Annotated in this window: 10 protein-coding genes; 4 read left to right on the top strand and 6 right to left on the bottom strand. The window is 74.1% G+C overall.

What is annotated here, in order from left to right:
- The first annotated feature begins 10 nt into the window (after window positions 1-10).
- Window positions 11-1354, top strand: a complete 1344-nt coding sequence (locus DB32_RS32285; RefSeq protein WP_053236497.1) for a radical SAM protein — start codon at window positions 11-13, stop codon at window positions 1352-1354.
- A gap of 454 nt (window positions 1355-1808) precedes the next feature.
- Complete coding sequence (locus tag DB32_RS32275; protein WP_053236495.1) at window positions 1809-2456, top strand: hypothetical protein; 648 nt, start codon at window positions 1809-1811, stop codon at window positions 2454-2456.
- Between the two features lie 11 nt (window positions 2457-2467).
- On the opposite strand, the gene DB32_RS32270 is transcribed toward DB32_RS32275, so the two are convergent.
- The 5 genes from DB32_RS32270 to DB32_RS32250 form a co-directional block, all read right to left on the bottom strand.
- On the bottom strand, window positions 2468-3097 hold the full coding sequence (locus DB32_RS32270; protein ID WP_053236494.1) for a hypothetical protein: 630 nt from the start codon (window positions 3095-3097) through the stop codon (window positions 2468-2470).
- Window positions 3097-4137 carry a hypothetical protein gene (locus tag DB32_RS32265; RefSeq protein WP_157069635.1) on the bottom strand — a complete coding sequence of 347 codons (1041 nt, stop codon included), beginning with the start codon at window positions 4135-4137 and terminating at the stop codon, window positions 3097-3099. Before DB32_RS32265 ends, DB32_RS32270 begins: the two co-directional genes overlap by 1 nt.
- Before the next feature lie 18 nt (window positions 4138-4155).
- The gene (locus DB32_RS32260) at window positions 4156-4656 is read right to left on the bottom strand and encodes a TadE/TadG family type IV pilus assembly protein (RefSeq protein ID WP_053236492.1); all 501 of its coding nucleotides are present in this window, start codon (window positions 4654-4656) and stop codon (window positions 4156-4158) included.
- On the bottom strand, window positions 4656-5870 hold the full coding sequence (locus DB32_RS32255; RefSeq protein ID WP_157069634.1) for a hypothetical protein: 1215 nt from the start codon (window positions 5868-5870) through the stop codon (window positions 4656-4658). Before DB32_RS32255 ends, DB32_RS32260 begins: the two co-directional genes overlap by 1 nt.
- 101 nt (window positions 5871-5971) lie before the next feature.
- Window positions 5972-9913, bottom strand: coding sequence for a non-ribosomal peptide synthetase (locus tag DB32_RS32250; RefSeq protein WP_053236490.1), 3942 nt, complete (start codon window positions 9911-9913; stop codon window positions 5972-5974).
- A 95-nt stretch (window positions 9914-10008) separates the two neighbouring features.
- Between DB32_RS32250 and DB32_RS50070 the strand changes: the two genes are divergently transcribed.
- A complete protein-coding gene (locus DB32_RS50070; protein WP_053236489.1) occupies window positions 10009-14637 on the top strand; it encodes an aldehyde dehydrogenase family protein in 4629 nt (1542 codons plus the stop codon).
- On the opposite strand, the gene DB32_RS32240 is transcribed toward DB32_RS50070, so the two are convergent.
- Window positions 14638-17244, bottom strand: a complete 2607-nt coding sequence (locus tag DB32_RS32240; protein WP_083458054.1) for an ATP-binding protein — start codon at window positions 17242-17244, stop codon at window positions 14638-14640. It lies immediately after the preceding gene.
- Between DB32_RS32240 and DB32_RS45835 the strand changes: the two genes are divergently transcribed.
- Complete coding sequence (locus DB32_RS45835; RefSeq protein ID WP_053236487.1) at window positions 17142-18860, top strand: hypothetical protein; 1719 nt, start codon at window positions 17142-17144, stop codon at window positions 18858-18860. The genes DB32_RS32240 and DB32_RS45835 overlap by 103 nt on opposite strands.
- Window positions 18861-18980: the final 120 nt, after the last annotated feature.

Below are 18980 nucleotides of genomic sequence, written 5' to 3'. Positions count from 1 at the left end.
TCAGGCGCCGATGTCGGCGCTCCGACGCAATCGCGCGCTCCTCGAGCCGCTGCTGGCGGGCCTGCCGTTCGCGATCTCGTCGGTCCGCCCGAGCGAGACGCGCGCCGAGATCGAGCTCGCGCTCGCCACGCCGGCGGGCGACGTGCAGCTCCGCATCGCGACTCGGGCGCAGGACGTGAAGGCGCTCGCATATACCCGCAGCTTCGCGATCTCGTACGTGACGCGCGACGGCGCGCCGCTGCCACGCGCGGCGATCGAGAGCGTCGCTGCGTTCGCACGCCGGCTCGCGGCGCGCGATCCCGGAGGCCTCGTGCTCGAGGCGCCCGAGCGCTCTCCTCGTGAGCAGCGCCGGCTCGCGGTGGTCGAGCGCGACCCAGGCGGCTCGTGGTCGCGCGCGACGTTCGACGCGGGCATCGAGGCGCTCCGCGCCGAAGCGCGACGCTTCGACCACGCGGTGCTCGTCGTCACCCAAGCGTGCGAGATGGCGTGCTCGTTCTGTCCCAGCCGCGACAAGCAGCACCAGGTCGACCCACGGGTCGACGCGCGGACGCACCTCGACGATCTCGTGCACCAGCTCGAGGCCGCGCGGTCGCTCGGCGCGCACGCGGTGGACGTCGGCGGCAACGACGTGCTGCGCTTCGAGCACGCGCTCGAGCTGTTCGAGCGCGCGGGCGAGCTCGGCTACCAAACGATCGTCGCGCAGAGCCCGGGACAGCGCCTCGCCGACGAGGCGTTCGCGCGCGCGCTGTCCTCGGGCCCGCTGAACGCCGTCCAGATCCCGATCTACGGCGCGACCGCCCAGGCGCACGACGCGGTCACCGGCACGCCCGGCAGCTTCGACACGCTCTGCCGCGCGCTCGACGTCGTGCTCGCGCTCGGGCGCCCGCGCGTCGTGCTCACGACGCTGGCGCTGCGGAGCACCCTCGACGGTCTCGAGGAGCTCCTCGCGTTCGCGCAGCGCCGATTCGGCCTCCACGTGAGCGTGCGGATGCTGTGGCCGAACCGCGTGGGAGAGCGCGAGCACCTCCACGACGCCGTCCCCTTCGACGAGCTGGCGGGCGTCGTCGCGCGTCACGCTGATCGCTTCGAGACCGACCTGCCGGTCTGCGTGCTCCCGCCGTCGCACCTCGTGCGGGGGCTGGTCCGCGCGGAGGGTGGGCGCGCGCTCCATCTCTGGGATCTCGGCATCGTGCCGGGGTCGGAAGACGATCGCGTGAAGCAGGATCGCCAGCGCGTCTTCGTCGCCGCGTGCAATGGCTGCGCGGCGCGGCATCGGTGCGCCGGGATCCTGCGCGCCCACGTCGAGGCGCTCGGCGCCGCGGGCATCCGCCCGCTCGCGGCGCTGCCCGGCTGAGCTCGTCACGCGCCGCCGGCGCGGGCGCATCGTCGCGGCGAGCTCGCCCCAGGCCTCGGCCGCACGGCGGCGCCCGCGTGTCTCGCGCGAGCGCCTTCGATGCGCTCCGGATCGTGCTCCGGCGCTCCCGGTGCCATCCGGCGATCTCCGGATCGCGTTCCGAGCGCCCCGCACGCGATCCGGCGCGCTCCGGATCGCGCTCTGGCGCGCCGGGACGGCATCCCGCGCGCTCCGGGCGTCGCTCGGCCTCGGCCGGACGACGTCCGGCGATCTCCGGATCGCGTTCTGGCGCGCCGGACGCGATCCGGGGCGCTCCGGATCGCCTCGGATTCGCCCCGACGCGATCCGGAGCCCTCCGGGCGCGCTTGGCCGCGATCGAAGCTGAACACACGGCCTCGATTGTCCGTGCCGGCGCTTCGCGCGGACGCTCGCGCGCTCACGAGGAGGATCTCCGATGCCGATGCCCGAAGAAGATCGTGCGAGCTCCATCATCCTGCGCGACGCGCGCTACCACCGCGCTTCGGTGAAGGCGGACCCAGCGACCGCGCACCTCGCCGAGCGGATCGAGAGCGCGGAGCGGACGTTGCGCGACGCGGCCGACGCGACCGACGCCGCCGAGGACGCGCGCGTCGAGGCGTACGCGCGGCTGGTGCGCGCCGACTTCCAGAGCGATCAGCAGATCCGCGAGATCGATCTCCTGCTGCTCGCGGCGGTGGGTCGCGATCGCTCGTCGGCGGGCTATCGCGCGTGCTTGCCGCGCGGGATGAGCGAGCTCGTCGCGATGCGCGGCGAGGAGCAGGAGCGCGCCGTGCGCTCGCTGGTCACCGAGCTCGGCGCGCGCTTCCCCGCGCTCGCGACCGCGCACGGTGAGGCCCTCACGACGCTCGCCGCCGGCGCGACCACCGCCGAGCGCGCGTGGCTCGAGGCCGAGCGGCTGACGAGCGCGGCGAGGGGCGCCGAGCGCCTCGCGCGCGTGGAGCTCATCCGCGCGCTGCAGCGCAACGAGGGCGCGCTGCGCGAGATCTTCCCGGGCGACGTGCGGCGCGCGAAGAGCTACTTCCGCAAGGCGAGCAAGCGCCGCGAGGAGAAGCCGGAGGAGTAGTCGCGCGCGCGTCAGCGCGGGACGTCGACGCCGGCTCGGCGCGCGAGCTGGCGTCCCGCGCGCTCCTGGATCTCGGCGCACTCCTCGAGGTGCGCGCCCTGGTAGCCGGGGCTCATGCAGTTGCGCTGGTCCTCGGGGAGCGCGCGACACTGCCGCATGAACTCCGAGCGCTGCTCGCGCCGGCTGACGCTGCGGCCGCGATCGAGCCCGCGCGCGACCCGCAGATCCCACGCGTCGTCGCAGGGCCCCTGATCGCCGTCGACCTCGTCCTCGTCGCGCGCCGCCTCGGCCTGCGCGTCTTGCACGGCCTGCATCGTCTCGGTCGCGATGCGACGGCCCTGCGCGTCGAGGGTCTCGAGCGGGTTCGGACGCTCCGCGGCGCGACGCTGGGCCTCGAGCCGGAGCGCCTCCGCCTCGATGCCGGTCGGCGGGCCACCGCCACCGGCGCCGCGCCGCGGCGGGCCCGACGCCGGGCCGGCGAACATCGGCGCGCTCGACGACGCGGGCACCGACACGCCGGGCCCCGACGAGGGGAGCGGCTCGCTGCCCGCGCGCTGCCCGCGCGAGCGACCCTCGCCTCCGCATCCACCGAGCACGAGCGCGCCGCCGAGCGCGGCCGCGAGCCACCCGCGCGCGCGCATCAGCTCGCGCCCGGCGCGTCGAGCCCGCCGGTCTCGATCACCGCGGTGTTGACGCGTCCCTGGAAGTCGGTGGTGAACGCGAGCCAGATCATTCGATCGCCGCGCTGCGCGACGAGCGCGGGGCGCACGCTCGCGCTCGAGACGAGCGTCTCGGGCGGCGCGAGGAGCGTCCATCCGTCGCTCGCGAGCTCGCGGCGGTAGAACGAGACGAGCCCGCCCTCGTCGAGCTCGTCGGTCGCGTAGAACGTGGCGCGCTGGGGATCGCCCTCTTCGTAGGCGCTGAGCGTGCGACGCGCGCCGGGCGGACGCGGGATGTCCTCGGGGTCGGTGCCGCGCGCGTCGGTGCCGTCGGGGAACACCTCGTCGAAGCGGAACGTGCCCTCGGTCCAGAGCGCGACGAAGTGCGAGCGTCCGCCCTCCATCGGCGCGGCGTACACGTAGCGGAGGTCGCCGATCGCGTGGAGGTCGCGGGTCTGCTCGAAGCGCTCGAAGCGCGCGAGGAGCTCGCGCGGCTCGACGTTCCCGCTGCCGAGGTCGAGGCACGCGACGTAGCCGGCGCCGCCGTTCTCGTCGCGGAGCACCGGGCTCGCGGAGGCGGCGTAGGCCTCGCGCTCCGGGTCGGGGTGGCGCGCGAGCGCCTCGTGCATCCGCTCCATGAGGCCCGCGTCGATGCGCTCGCAGACCGTCTCGAAGCGATCGAGCAGCGCGTCGACGCCGACCGGCGCGACGCCGGTGCTGAAGTGGATCGACTGGCCGTTCACGAAGAGGCGGCGCGGCGCGTCCTGCCGATCGGCGTCGGCGATCATCATCATCTGCGCGCCGGCGCCGAGGAGCGCCTCGCCGAGCTGGCCGCGCGCGCGCTCGTACGTGAACGCGCCGACGACGAGCGCGAGCACGAGCGTGAAGACGGTGAGCCGCGCGATCTTCGGCGCGAGCGTCTCGGGCTTCTCGGTGTTCTTGCGGCGCGAGGCGCCGACGGGGAGCGGCGTGGCGCCCTCGGTCGTCGTCGGCTCTTCGTTCTGCGTGCGCTCGGTGTCCATGCGCGTCTCCACCGCCGCTCAGATCGCAGGCAGACCGAGGTCCGCCCAGATCTCCCAGAGCGGGTCCTGATCGTCCCGCTGCTCCTCGTTGCAGAGAATGAGCATCTCCCACTCGAGCCGGCGCGTGCCGCCGCCGAGCGACTGCGGGCGCGCGATCTCGCGGGCGCGTCGCGCGCCGAACTCGTCGATCTGGAAGAGCGTCGACGTGACGAAGCGGAGCGCGGTCGAGAGCCCCGAGATGCCGCCGCTCGACTCGCCGTCGAAGGTGCCGCCCTCGGCGATCTCGGTCGGCGAGCTGACGCTGGTCTTGCACGCGGAGAACGCGTGCGACCACGCGTGGTCGCGGAGCGTCGCCATGTTGCGCTGCGCGTCGCGGAAGCCGAAGTGGATGTAGAGGATGATCCCCCAGATCAAGATGATCGCGGGGAGGATGATGACGGCCTCGGCCATCGCCGCGCCCTGCTGATCGCCGAGCAGGCGGCGCGCGAACGAGGCGCGCTTCGAGCCCTCGACGCGCATCAGTGCACCACCGCGTTCTGCAGCTCGCCGAGGACGCTGCACCCGGGGATCGTGCAGTCGCCGGTGCCGCTGCCGCCGACGCGGAAGCGACGAAGGCGCGCGCGCCAGCGCTGGTGCCAGAGGTAGTCCTCGTGGGGATCGTCGTTCGGGTTGTCGTAGTAGTACTCGGCCTGCGCGAAACCGATGCGCGTCGCGTAGTCGAGCCCCTCGTACAGCCCGCCGCCGGTCTCGTCGGTGTTCCAGGCCGCGATGGCGACGCCGCCGCGCGTCCACCCGAAGGGCGACTCGCCGTACATCGCGGTGCGGATCTGGAAGGGCTCCTCGCCGAGGTGCGAGTCGGGCGGGACGCGCTGGAAGTAGTCCGGGCAGTACTCGCGCGAGTTGCTCCGGTGATCGAGGAGCCACGCGGTGCCCATGCCCGCTGCGTACCAGAGCCATCCGCCGTTGCCGCGCATCGCGTGGAACGCGGCGGACGACGCGCCGGCGACCGCCATCGCGGGCCAGTAGACGCGATCGTCGCAGGGCTGGTTCGTCGGGTCGTCCTCCGCCTGCAGCTCGGGCAGCAGCGGGAACATCAGACCCATCTGGGTCGTGGGGTGGTACGGGTCGCGCCGCGAGTAGTCGATGACGAGCAGCTGCGCGGCCGCCGGCGCGCCGTGACGCACGGCGACCGCGACGCCGTGCATGAACGTCATCATCGGGTCGATCGCGCGCTTCGCGAGGTTGTGCACGTCCTCGGCGAAGCTCGACGAGCTGCGATAGCCCGGGACGTATTGGCACTGCTCGCAGCACCACGAGCACGAGCACCAGCTGACGATGCCGGCGACGCAGGTCGCGGTGACCTCGTAGAACGCGTACGTCAGGCCGTCACGCGCGGTGTGCAGGCCCGCTTCGATGGCCGCGAGCGCGCACATGATGAGGTTGAGCAGCACGAGGATGTTCATGCCGCGCGCGTGCACGACGGCGGCGCTGAACGCCGACGCGTCGGCCGCGTCCTGCATGCGCTCGCGGAAGAGCAGCGCGCCGCCGAGGCCCCAGACGTAATAGAGGATGCCGACGAGCATCGCCGACATGAAGACGCCGATCACCATGATCGCGCCGCGTTGATCGAGCGTGAGCGCTGGGAAGCGCGGTGTGCTCGTGAGGGGCCGTCGGGTCTTGGTGCTCGCGAAGCTCTCGCTCACGCTGCGGGCGGGCTGCAACAACACTGCCATGGTGTGCGACACACGATCCTACACGAATCGTGATGGATCGATGCAGCAACGCCGTGCGCACTCGGCGCAGAGCGGGGACGGTCGTCCCCAGTGCGCTGGGGTCAGATGTTCTGGAGGCGCTCGCGCAGCACGCGCGCGATCTCGCTCGCGCCGGGCTCGCGCAGGATCGTGAGGTGGTTGCCGTCGACCGGGTGGTACGCGACGCGGCCGCGCAGGAGTGAGGTCCACCCGAGGTCGCGGTCGACGCGATCGCCGGGGAACACGCGGCGATGGCGCGCGGTGAAGACGAGCGCGGGGCCTTCGTAGGGGCGCATCGTCGGGTCGTGCCGCTCGGCGGCGGCGCGGAAGCGCTCGTCGCGGATCGCGTCGATGGCCTCGGTCGTGAGGGCGCCGGGATCGATCGCGGCGGCGGGGGTCTCGGTGCGACGCACGAGGCGCTGGGTGATCGCGGCGTGCACGTGCGCGAGGAACGCGCGCGGGTCGCGGAGCCGCTCGAGGTGCGTGCGGGCGCGGCCGAGGACGCCGGCCCTGTGCAGGCCGCGCGGGAGGATCGTGTCGAGGAGCACGAGCAGCTCGACGCGCTCGCCGAGCGCGCGCAGGCGCTGCGCGACCTCGTACGCGACGACGCCGCCGAACGAGACGCCGCCCAGCAGGTACGGGCCGTGCGGCTGGAGCGCGCGGATGCGCGCGAGGTAGACCGGCGCCATCGCCTGCACGTCGAGCGGCGGGCCGACGACGTCGGCCTCGCACGCGAGCAGGCCGCCGAAGACGGCGCGATCGCCGGACATCGCGTCGCCGAGCGCGGCGTAGAGCTGCACGCCGCAGAGCAGGAAGAAGGGCGCGCGCGCGGGATCGAGCGGCTCGCGCGCCCGCGCGTTCAGCGGGACGAGCGTCGCGTCGGTGCTGCTCGTGCCGTTCTCGATGGCGCGCGCGAGGGCGCGCACGGTGGGAGCGCGGAAGATCGTGCCGAGCTCGATGGGCCCGCGCGCCGAGAGCTTCGAGAGGAGGCGCACCGCGAGCAGCGAGTGCCCGCCGAGCTCGAAGAAGCTCTCGTTCGCGCCGACCTCCGGCACCCCGAGCAGCTCGCAGAAGAGCGCGGCGATCCACGTCTCGAACGCGCCCTCGGGCGGGTCGTCGCGGCGCGCGCGGGGCGCGGTGCCGAGCTCGGGAGAGGGCAGGGCGCGGCGATCGACCTTTCCGCTCGGCGTGATCGGGAGCGCGTCGATGCGCACGAACGCCGAGGGGATCATCGACCCGGGCAGCGATGCCTCGCAGGTCGCGCGGAGGAGGGCGGGATCGAGCTCGTGATCGTGCAGCACGACCCACGCGACGAGGCGCAGGGCGCCCGACGCATCGGGGCGCGCGCCCACGACGACGTCGCGCACGCGCGCATCGGCGCGCAGCACCGACTCGATCTCGCCCGGCTCGATGCGGAAGCCGCGGATCTTGAGCTGCTCGTCGGCGCGGCCGAGGATCTCGAGCTCGCCGCGCGCGCTCCAGCGCACGAGATCGCCGGTGCGCATCATCGTCGCGCCGGGCGCGAACGGATCGGGGACGAAGCGCGCGGCGGTGAGCTCGGGGCGCGCGTGGTAGCCGAGCGCGACCTGCGGGCCCGAGAGCGCGAGCTCGCCGATCGCGCCGCGCGGTGCGAGCTGTCCGCCCGCGTCGAGCACGTACGCGCGGCAGGTGCCGAGCGGGCGTCCGATCGGGAGCTCGCTCGGCGTCGCGGCGCCGGGATCGTGCAGCGTGCTGGTGATCGTGACCTCGGTCGGGCCGTAGGCGTTCACGAACCGCACGTCGGGGTGCTGGGCGCGCCAGGTGGCGTAGGCGCGCGCGCTCGGTCGCTCGCCGCCGACGATCACGAGGCGCACGCACGCGGGCAGCGTGCGGTCGTGATCGCGCAGGTGCAGCGCGACCTCGGTGAAGAACGCGCTCGGCACGTTCACGACCGTGACCGCGTGGCGCTCGAGCTCGACGAGGAACGCGTCGATCGACGAGGACGCGTGCTCGCTGCGCGGCACGACGCACGCGCCGGCGAGCCAGGTGGGCAGCATCTCCTCGAGCGAGACGTCGAAGCTCGGCGAGGTGAACTGCAGGCAGCGGTCGCGCGCGTCGAGCGTGTACGCGGGGACGATCGCGCGCGCATGGGCGAGCAGCGCGCGGTGCGGGACGAGCACGCCCTTGGGGCGGCCCGTCGAGCCCGACGTGTAGATCAGCGTCGCGGGCGCGTCGGGGTCGAGCGCGATCGGGGCGATGGGATCGAGCGACGTGGGCTCGTCGATCGCGAGGCACGGGTGCGCGGTGAACGCATCGCGGGTGCGGGCGTCGACGATCACGCGCTTCGCGCCGGCATCCTCGAGCACCATCGCGACGCGCTCGCGCGGCCACTCGCGATCGATCGGGAGGTAGACCGCGCCGGCGCGCAGCACGCCGAGGAGGGCGATCGCGAGGTGCCGGCCGCGAGGGACCGACACCGCGACGACGTCGCCCGGGGCGACGCCCTCGTGGGCGAGGCGCGCGGCGAGGACGCCCGCGTCGCGATCGAGCTGCGCGAAGGACACCCCGGTGAGCGCGAGCGCGTCGGGGGCACGGCGGGCGACGTCGGCGATCGCGGCGGTGATCGTGGTGGCGTCGCAGGGCATCCGCGCGCCGTCGCCGCCCGCGAGCGCGAGCAGGACGCGCTGCTCGTCCTCGCCGATCATCACGAGCTCGCCGACGCGCGCCTGCGGGCGCTCCGCGATGCCGCGGAGGATCGCGACGACGTGATCGAGCACGTAGGCGATCACGTCGGGATCGAAGCGCGCGGGGTCGTGCTCGAGCTTCAGGATCAGATCGTCGCGATCCTGATAGGCGGCGAGCACGAGCGGAGGCTCGCTCTGCTCGTGCACGCTCACCCGGCGCGCGCTCCACGCGCCGCCGAGCGCGCGCAGCTCGCGATCGACGAGGTAGCGCTCGAACACGACGAGGCTCTCGAAGAGCGGCGTGCTCGCGGGCAGGCCCGTCCACTCGCGGATCGACGTGAGCGGCGCGTGCTCGTGCGCGCGCACCGCGAGGCCGAACGCGCGGAGATCACGCAGCACCGCGAGCAGCTCGCGATCGGGCGCGACCGCGACGCGGAGCGGCGTGGTGTGGATGAGGCAGCCCACGGCCTCGAGCGCCTCGGGCACGGTGCCGTGGCGCGCGGCGCGCGTGGATCCGAAGCACACGTCGTCTTCTCGCGCGTGACGCGCGAGCACGATCGCCCACGCCGCCTGCACCGCGTTCGCGAGCGTGAACCCGTGCTGCACGCCGAGCTCGACGAGGCGCGACGTGGTGCTCGCGCCGAGCCGCGCCTCGAGCTCGACGTGTCGCGCGCCGAGCTCCGCGGTCGCGCGTGACCCCGGGAGCGGTGTGGGCTCGCCGAAGCCGCGCAGGTGCTCGCTCCAGAAGGCGCGATCCGCGGAGAGGTCGCGCGTCGCGAGGTGCTCGCAGTGCGCGCGCATCGAGGGCGGGCGGGGCGGATCGTAGGTCTCGCCCTCGTCGTAGCGCTGCATGACCTCGCGCAGCACGCGGGTGAACGAGCGACCGTCGAGCAGCGCGTGGTGGAACGTGAAGACGAGCGTGTGATCGAGCGGCCCTCGGGAGAGCAGCGTCACGCGCGCGCCCGGCGCGTGACCGAGGTCCACGCCGCGCGCGCGATCCTCGGCGAGGAAGCGCACGAGATCATCGGTGCTCGTGTGCTCGAAGGGCAGCGTCGCGCGCGCGACCACGCGCTGCCGCGGCTCGCCGTCGTGCCACACGAAATGCGTGCGCAGCGCCTCGAAGCGGTCGACGCCCCAGGTCCACGCCGCGCGCATGCGCGCGACGTCGATCGCCTCGGGCAGCTGCACCACGAGCTGCTCGATCTCCACGCCGGCCGCGCTCGCGCGCAGGCTGTGCACCAGCATCGCGTGCTGGGTCGGCGTCAGCGGGAACTCGACGTCGCCCGCGGCCTCGTGCTCGCGTGCGCGGAGCACGACGTCGAGCGCGTGCGCGGCGTCGCCGGCGAGCGTGACGGCGCTCATCGATCGACCTCCTGGATCGCTCCGTGAGAGATGCCTCGCGACGCGCCTCGCATCGCGGGCCCGTGCGTTTCGCCGGGGGTAGACTCCGCGGCTCCATGCCGATCCCTGGCGACTACATCGGCGGACGCTTCGTTCCGCCCTCTGGCGAGCCCCTGATCTCCGAGAACCCCGCGCGCGACGGCGAGCCCGTCGTGCAGACCGCGTGGAGCGCCGAGCGCGTCGCCGACGCGGTCGCGGCGGCGAAGGACGCGCAGGTCGCGTGGTCGCGACGCTCGTTCGACGATCGCCTCGCCGCGCTGCACCGCTTCCGCGCCGTGATCGTCGCGCAGAAGGAGCACCTGGCCGACGCGGTGGTGAAGGAGATCGGCAAGATCCGATCGGAGGCGCGGGTCGAGATCGACTCGCTGATCGGACGTTTCGATCTCGTCGCGGCGCAGATCCGATCCGATCTGCGCGACGGGCCGCTGCCCGGCTTCCCGAACGAGGCGCTGCGCTGGCATCCGCATGGAGTCGTCGGGGTGATCGGCCCCTTCAACTTCCCCCTTCATCTCTGCCACGCACACGTAGTTCCCGCGCTCCTGCTCGGAAACACGGTCGTCATGAAGCCCAGTGAGACGGCTCCCCTCTGTGGGATCCGCTACGCCGAGGCGGCGCACGAGGCGGGGCTCCCGCCCGGCGTCCTGAACGTCGTGCAGGGGCGCGGCCCGACCGGCGCGGCGATGGTCGCGCACCCCGACGTGCACGGGCTCGCGTTCACCGGCAGCTGGCCCGTCGGTCGCCGCATCAGCGAGGCCGCGCTCGACAAGCCGGAGATGCTCGTCGCGCTCGAGATGGGCGGGAAGAACACGGTGATCGTGTGCGAGGACGCGGACGTGCGTCAGGCCGCGCACGAGATCGCGGTCGGCGCGTACCTCACGACCGGTCAGCGCTGCACCTGCACCGATCGTGTGCTCGTGCACCGCTCGCTCGCGAGGCCGCTGATCGACGCGCTGCGCAAGATCGTGAGCGCGCTGCGGTTCGGCGATCCCGACGACGCGAGCGCGTTCGCGGGGCCCATGGCGACGCGCGCGGGGCGCGACAAGCTCGAGGCCGCGATGGCGTGCGCGGTGCGCGCGGGCGCCGACGTGGTGGTCGAGGGGAAGCGCCTGCCCGGCGGGCTCTATCGCAGCGGCTCGGTGCACCTGCTCCCCGAGGGCGTGCACGACGTGCCGGGCTACACCGACACCGAGCTCTTCGGGCCCGACGTCGGGGTCGAGATCGTCGAGAACGACGACGAGGCGATCGCGGTGCTGAACGCGTCGCCGTACGGCTTCGCGAACAGCGTGTTCACGTCGAGCGACGCGCGCTTCGATCGCTACTACCGCGAGACGCGCTGCGGGATCCTCAACCGCAACCGCAGCACGAACCAGGCGTCGCCGCGCCTCCCGTTCGGCGGCACCGGGCGCAGCGGCAACTTCCGCCCCGCGGGCTCGTTCGCGCCGCGCAACCTCGCGATCCCGGTCGCGGTGCAGAGCAACTCGGTGCTCTCGATGGCGACCCACGCCGCGATCGCGCGCGCGCTGCCGCCGCACGATCTCGATCGGCTCGAGGCGATGCACGACGCGGAGGAGCGCGCCGAGGCGAACCGCACGCCGAGCGCCGACGCGCGCCCGATGCGCATCGTGCGCCCGAAGGGCGGCGCCGTGCCCGAGAGCACGAAGTGGGTCGAGCGGCTCTACGCGGGCGATCGCGTGCCGCGCGAGAAGAAGCAGCTCGTGTTCGATCACGTGCGCTCGCACGGGCCGTTCATGGTCAGCGTCGATCCCACGCCGCTCTCGGTGATCGACGCGATGAGCCAGACCGCGACGATGCCGTTCGGCTTCTCGCACGAGAATCTCGTGCGCGCGTACGTCGAGGGCGAGTGGGGCGACACGATGCTGCGCGCCCACGACGTGACGCTGCCGACGTCGGAGCTCGACGGCGCGGGCCAGCGCGCGGCCGAGCACTTCGCGCAGACGCTGCGCGCGCTCGTGCCCGGGCTGCCGACGGTGTGCTTCGCGGGGAGCGGGGCCGAGGCGAACGAGAAGGCGCTCGCGCTCGCGCGTCTGCACGCGAAGGATCGCGGGCCGCGTGTGCTCGCGTTCGACGGAAGCTTCCACGGGCGCACGCTCTTCGCGCTGCACGCGACGCACTCGCCGAGCAAGCGCACGCCCTTCGAGATCGCTGGGTACGAAGCGACGTTCGCGCCGTGGCCGCTCTGGGGCACGCCCAACGACGGCGAGCCCGACGAGCCCGCGGGCTGGCGCGACGTCTGCGCGCGCGGTGACGCGCAGGCGCTGCGCGCTCGGTTCGGCAACAGCGACGACCCGCTGCTGCGCGCGGAGGTCGAGTCCCTCGCGGTCGTCGTCGACACGCTGCTGCGGCACGAGCACTTCGTCGTGATCGTCGAGCCGATGCAGAGCGAGGGCGGCGATCGCTACGCGACCTCGCGCTTCCATCACGGGCTGCGGCTCGTGACGCGCGCGCTCGGCGTGCCGCTCGTGATGGACGAGGTGCAGTGCGGCTTCGGGCTCGGCGGCTCGTTCGCGTGGCATCGACGCTTCGGGCTCGTCGACGCGGACGGGCACGCGGACACGCCCGACTGCGTGACCTTCGCGAAGCGCGCGCAGGTCGGCGTGGTGATGACCCGGTTCGCCGATCCCGAGCCGACGCAGGCGTTCGCGGCGTCGCTGATCCGCGGTCGCCTCCACGCGTCGATGCTCGCGACCGGCGGCGACGGTGCGCGCGTCGAGGCGATGGTGCGCGCGCGGATCCCCGAGCTCGAGCGGCGCTGGGGCCACCGCATCCGCTGCGTGCGCGCGTGCGGCTTCGCGTTCGCGTTCGATCTCGAGACGCCCGCGGAGCTCGACGCGTACCTCGGGCAGCGCTTCTGGCGCGGCGCGATCGCGTTCGCGGCGGGCGATCGCACGGTGCGCTACCGCCTCAACGCGAGCTTCGAGGAGCACGACGTCGACGCGGTGTTCCGCGTCGTGCACCAGTCGCTCGCGTGGCTCGACGCGCACCCGCACGAGAAGGCGCCGGAGTGGCACGAGCTCGCGCCGCCGCCGCGCCCCGCGCAGCCCGAGGTGCGCATCCGGCGCGCCGCGCCCGACGAGGTCGAGGCGTTGCTGCCGCCGATCCTCGCGCTCGAGGAGCAGGTGTACGAGCCGGCACGCCGCGACCCCGAGCACCGGCTGCGCCTCGGCTTCGAGGACGCCGATGGCGTCGTGGTGCTCGCGGAGCGCAAGGACGGCGAGGTGTGGACGCTCGTCGGCTACGCGATGGCGGCGCCGATCGAGCGCGTGCCCGACGTGTCGGGGCCCGATCGTGATCCCGCGCGCGGTCGCGGCGACACGATCTACAGCCTCGCGCTGACGGTCGATCCGAAGCTGCAGGGCACGGGCATCGGGCGTCGGCTCAAGGCCGCGCAGCTCGAGCACGCGCGCGCGATGAAGCGGCCCGACGGCTCGCCGCGTTATCGCTGGTGCACCGGGCGCAACCGGCTCGGCCACGCGGACGCGATGGTGCGCCTCAACGACTCGTTCGGCGCGTTCACCGCGGTGACGCTCGAGAACCAGTACGGCGAGGACGCGCGCGCGCGTTATTACCGCCAGCCGCTCGGGCCGATCGCCGTCGAGGGTGGCGTTCCGGCGACGAACGAGAGCGTCGTCGATCTCGCGAGCGGCCTCGTCGCGCCGTTCGCCGCGCCGCCCGCGACGCTGGTGCGCGCGGAGCGCGAGGGCATCGTGTGGGGCGCGACCGTCGACAAGATCACGCTGCTCAACTACGTGACGCCGCCCGCGGTGCGCGCGATCGAGCACGTCGCCGCGCTGTGCCCGGATCTGCCGCACGTCTATCTCGCGTCGGGGCGCGACGAGGCAATCGACAAGACGATCCGGATGCTGCGCTGGCACCGCAAGGGCGCGCGCGTCGTGATCTCGCTCGAGGGCGCGTACGTCGGTCACACCAGCGCGTGCGCGCGATCGATCAGCGATCCCGAGGTGCACGCGATGGGGCCCGCGCTCTTCGAGTGGCCGCGGGTGCCCCACCCCGCGAGCGCCGGTGACGCGGAGAGCGAGGCCGCGCTGCGCGCCGCGATCGCCGCGGCCGGTGGGCCCGCGAACGTGCTGGGCATCGTGGTGGAGCCCATGCAGGAGCGCACGGGCCGGGTGCTGAGCCATGCATTCGTGCATGCCCTCGCGCGGCTGCGCGCCGAGACCGGCGTGCCGATCGTGAGCGTCGAGACCGCGGGCGCGTACTACCGCAGCGGCGCGGGCGCGTTCGCGAGCGCGTCGTGGGAGCTCGTGCCCGACGCGCGCGTGTGGTGGACCGGCGGGCAGCTCGGCATGGTGCACGTCGGCAAGTCGCTCTGGGTCGCGACGCCGATGACGTTCGTGAGCACGTGGGACGGCGACGAGCTCTCGCTGATCCAGATGCATCATCAGCTGCGCGCGGCACGCAAGGTCGACGTCGCGGCGGGCGCGAGCGCGCTCGACGCGGCGCTCGCGGGCACGAGCGCGCACGGTGCGGGGCTCTATCGCGTCGTCGAGCTCGGTGAGCGGCGCGACGCGATCGCCGACGCGCTGCGCGCGCGCGGGATCGTGGTGCGGCGCATGCCCGGTGGGCGCATCGCGATCGCGCCCGCGCTCGACCGCGCGGTCGCGCAGAGCGAGGCGCTCGGCGCGGCGCTGCGCGCCATCGGCTGATCACTCGAGCGCGGGGTCGTGCACGGCCACGCGCTCGAGCAGATAGCCCTCTCCCTGCGAGACGAGGTGCGCGTCGAGCCCGAGCTTGCGCAGCGTCGCGATCGCGACGTGCAGGCGATTGCGGCTCGCGCGCGTGAGTGTGCGCTCGGCGGGCCAGCCGGCGCGCACCACGGCCTCGTTCGCGAGCGGCACGTCGGCTCGCCGCAGGTGCTGCGCGACGAGCGCGCGCAGGATCGAGGCGAGCACCGGTCGCGGCGCGAGGCTCACCGGCGCGTGCCCGGGCGGGGTGAACCACGTCCCGTCGCGCGCGACCGTCGCGCTGCGCGCACGGGCGACCCAACGCGCGCGCTCGGCGCGCAGCACGCGCAGCGCGAAGCGCACCTCGTCACCCGTGGCTCGCGCGCGCTCCGCTTCGTCGATGCGCGCGTCGATCGACGCGAGGAGCTCCGCGCTGCGGCGCGCGTCGCGCGCGATGCGCGCACGATCCGCCTCCGCGAGATCGCCGTGCAGCTCGTGCACCTCGAGCGCGAGCCGCAGCGCGGGCTCGTCGACGTCGCGCAGCTCGCGTCGCGCGATCGCGAAGGCGCGCTCCGCCGCCGCGAGCGCGCCCGCCATCGCGTGGCACGCACCGCTCGTCGCGGCGGCGAGGCCCACCTCGCGTCGATCCCCCGAAGCGCGCGCGATCGCCTGGGCGCGCGCGAGCCCGTCCAGCGCGTCGCGCGGGCGCCCACGCTCCAGCTCGAGGCATGCGAGATCGAGCTCCGAGATCGCCTCGAAGCGCCGGTTCCCGAGCGCGCGATGCGCGTCGAGCGCGCGGCGGAACGTCTGCTCCGCGGCGTCGAGATCGCCCGACTCCTGCTCCAGCAGCCCGAGGTTCTGTCGCGCCATCGCGAGCGCGAGGCGATCGTTCGTGGCCACGAGCGCGGCGACCGCTTCCTCGTAGAGCACGCGCGCGCCCTCGAGATCTCCGTGCTCGTGCGTCATCGTCGCCAGTGACGACAGCGTCCGGCCGCGACCACGCGCGTCCCCGCGTGCGGCGTACGCATCGAGCGCTCGCTGGTAGAGCGCCCGCGCCTCGTCGCGCCGGCCGAGGTGCCGCATCAGCCCGGCCCAGTCGGTCGCGATGCGCGGCGCGAGATCGCTCGTGCCGGCGAGCGCCGACGCGGCCTCGAAGTCCGCGAGCGCATCGCGCGGCCGGCCCATCCTGCGCGCGAGCCGAGCGCGCGCGTGGCGCAGACGCGCGTGCAGCGTGTCCTCGAGCGAGCCCGCGAGGGCCGCGTCGAGCAGCGCCCACGTGTCCTCGATTCCGCCTTGCAGCGCCGCGAGCGATGCGAGCGGGAGCACGGCGCGCGCGCGGGTCTCCGCGTCGCATGCCTCGCGCGCGATGCGCTCGAGATCGCCACGATGGCGCGCCAGCGCCGCGACCGCGCCGGGCGCGTCGAGATCGGCATCCGCGCTCGATGCGAGCGCGAGCACACCTTCTTCGAACCTCGCGCGCACGCGCGCCGCACCGCGCCGCGATGCGAGCCGCGCCCTCGCGCCGCGCCGCACCGACGCGTAGAGCGCGTACGACGTCCCGTCGGCGTGATCGCGCGCGCGCACCAGCGATCGATCGCAGAGCTCCTGCAGCGTGATCGCGCTCGAGCTCCACCCGCTCCGGATCGCGTCGGCCGCCGCGAGGGTGAGCTCGCCCTCGAAGAGCGCGCACGCCTCGAGCGCGCGATGGGCTTCGGGGCTCGCGAGCGACCACGCGCGATCGAGCGCGCGCACGTCCGCGAGCTCGTCGAGCCGCGTCGCGAGCTCGACCGGCGTGAGCGCGACCGTCCGCGCCGCGATGCGCTCGAGGTCGCTCGGGATCCCGTCGAGCGCGCGCACGATCGCGGCGATCGCGCGCTCGGTGTCGGGATCGTCGGGCAGCGCGCGACCGCGCGCGTCGTGGGCGCGCGCGCGGAAGAGCGTCGCCGCGTCGTGCGGCGCGAGCGGCTCGAGCACGATCACGCGCTCGCCCGGCAGCTCCAGGCGCACTTGCGACGTCACGAGGATCCGCAGCGCAGGCGCCGCGTCGAGCCACGCGCCGAGCGTGCGCGTCAGTCGGTCCACGATCCGCTCCGCGCCGTCGAGCACCAGCGAGATCGTGCCCCGCCGCGCGAGCACCTCGCCGAGGCGCGACACGCCGATGCTCGCGCCCACGCCGAGCTCGCGCGCCACCGCGGCGCAGAGGTCGCGCGTGTCCGCCGCGCGCGTGACGTCGCACAGCACCGCCCGTGGCTGGCTCGCGGCGTGGTGGCGCACCAGGCACGTCTTGCCCACGCCCGCGACGCCCCGGATCGTCACGAGCCGCCGCCCACCGTCGCGCACGCTCGCGTCGAGGAGCGCGCGCTCGACGTCGCGTCCCACGAGCTCCACGAGCGGACCGGTGACGCGCATCGGAGCACGTTCTACCGCATGGAGACCGCTGCGCTGCTTAAGTCGACGATTAAGAGGGCGCCGCGCACGCTCGTCGAATGCTTCGACATGCTTCGTTCGCCTGCTGCCTCCTCGTCGCGTCGGGCTGCTACGGGACCAGCGATCGTGATCCCGAGCCCGAGCCCGATCCGCTGCCGCCATGCGCCGACTGGTGCTGGGTCGAGGGCGCGGACCTCACGGCCATCGACGGGGTCTCGCCGTCGTCGGTCATCGCGGTCGGCGAGCAGGGCTCGGTCATCGAGTGGACCGGAGCCGGCTGGCGCGAGCACGACCTCGCGACGCGCGACGATCTCCTCGACGTCGCGGTCGCGCGCGACGGCACGGCGTGGGTGGTGAGCCTCGATGCGGTCTGGCGCGCCGAGGACGGGCGCTGGTCGGCCGTGCGCGCCGATCGCGGCGCGCGTCTCGTCGCGGCCACCTCCGCGACCGACGCGTGGATCGCCGACGGCGCGGACATCGAGCACTTCGACGGCGCGCGCTGGGAGGACCGCTCGCTCGAGGGCGCGCTCGTGTTCGACATGCTCGCGGTCGCGCCCGGCGAGGTGTGGATGCTCGCGATGCAGGGCGCCGACCTGCGCGGTGTCATGCGCCACGACGGAGCGCGCTGGGCGCACGTCGGACAGGACCTCGACCCGCTCTCCCACCGGCTCGCGGTCGTCGACGGCGAGGTGGTGATCGTCGGGCGCGGCGAGGTGCTCCGCTACGACGGCGCGGCGTGGAGCCCGATCGCGCGCACGTCGCTCGACGTCCTCGCGTGGCCCGGCCTCGACGGTGCGGTACCGACCGCGGACGACGCCCTGATCGCGGCGCACGCCGGCGTCGTCTCGATGCGCTCCGCGATCGGCTGCGGACGAGACGTCGTCCGGATCGGCGCGGAAGCGTTCTGCCTCGGCCTCGAGGGGCAGGTGCTGCGCTACGACGGCGCGTCCGCGCCGCGCGCCGTGCGCACCCTCGAGCGCGCGCCCGACGCGCAGTGGGGCGCGCTCCCGCCCGCATTCTTCGCAGAAGAGAGCCGCATCGCGTGGGGCGGCGCGCCCGACGATCTGTGGCGCGTGCGGGCAGGCATCCCGTCGAGCGCCACGGGCTTCGCGCCGAGCGTGCTCGAGCGCTACGACGGCGAGACCTGGACCGAGCTCGCGACCGGCGCGTTCGCCGACCTCGACGGCGCGAGCGCGCGCAGCGTGTGGATCGTCGCAGATCCGCTGCTCCACTGGGACGGCGAGCGCCTTCACGAGATCGCGCGTCCCGCGATCCTCGGCACCGACGGCTACGTCTCGCGCGTGCACGCGGTCACGCCGCAGCTCGCGCTCTTCGTCGCGCACGTCGATGGCCGCGCGCTCGTGCTCCGCTACGACGGCGCGTGGTCGGTCGCGCTCGAGCCGGAGCCCTCCGATCCCGCGCTGCAGCTCGACCTCGACGACGTCGCGGGCACGCGCGAGGGCGACCTCTGGGCGATCGGCGTCGAGCGCCCGAACGCGCGCGCGCCGGGCGCCGGCGTCCTCTTCCACTTCGACGGCGTCGCGTGGTCGCGCGCGACGGTCAGCGAGACGTGGGGCTTCGGCGATCTCGTCGCGCACGGCGACACGGTCTGGGCGACCAGCTTCGACGCATCGGCGCCGGTGGTGCCGGTCTCGGGGGACGACGCGCTCCTCGCGCGCTTCCACGCCGTGAGCGCGTTCTTCTCGGGGCGCCTCTGGGTCGGTGATCGCGACGTCTGGCTCGCGTCGGGCATCCAGATCGCGCGTCGCTCGCGGTAATCCACGGGCGTGCTCGTCGTCAGCGACGCGGGCACGTCCACGCGCCTCTCGCGGTGCGTGCGGTTCCTCGCGATTCTGCGTCGTGAGATGCGTGCGCCGCGCTCACCTCATCGTGCTCTC

Origin of the sequence: Sandaracinus amylolyticus, assembly GCF_000737325.1 — a bacterium.
GTDB classification, from domain to species: Bacteria; Myxococcota_A; Polyangia; order Polyangiales; family Sandaracinaceae; genus Sandaracinus; species Sandaracinus amylolyticus.
Note: the sequence above shows the minus strand (reverse complement) of the source record. Positions and strands in the feature narration are given on the sequence as shown.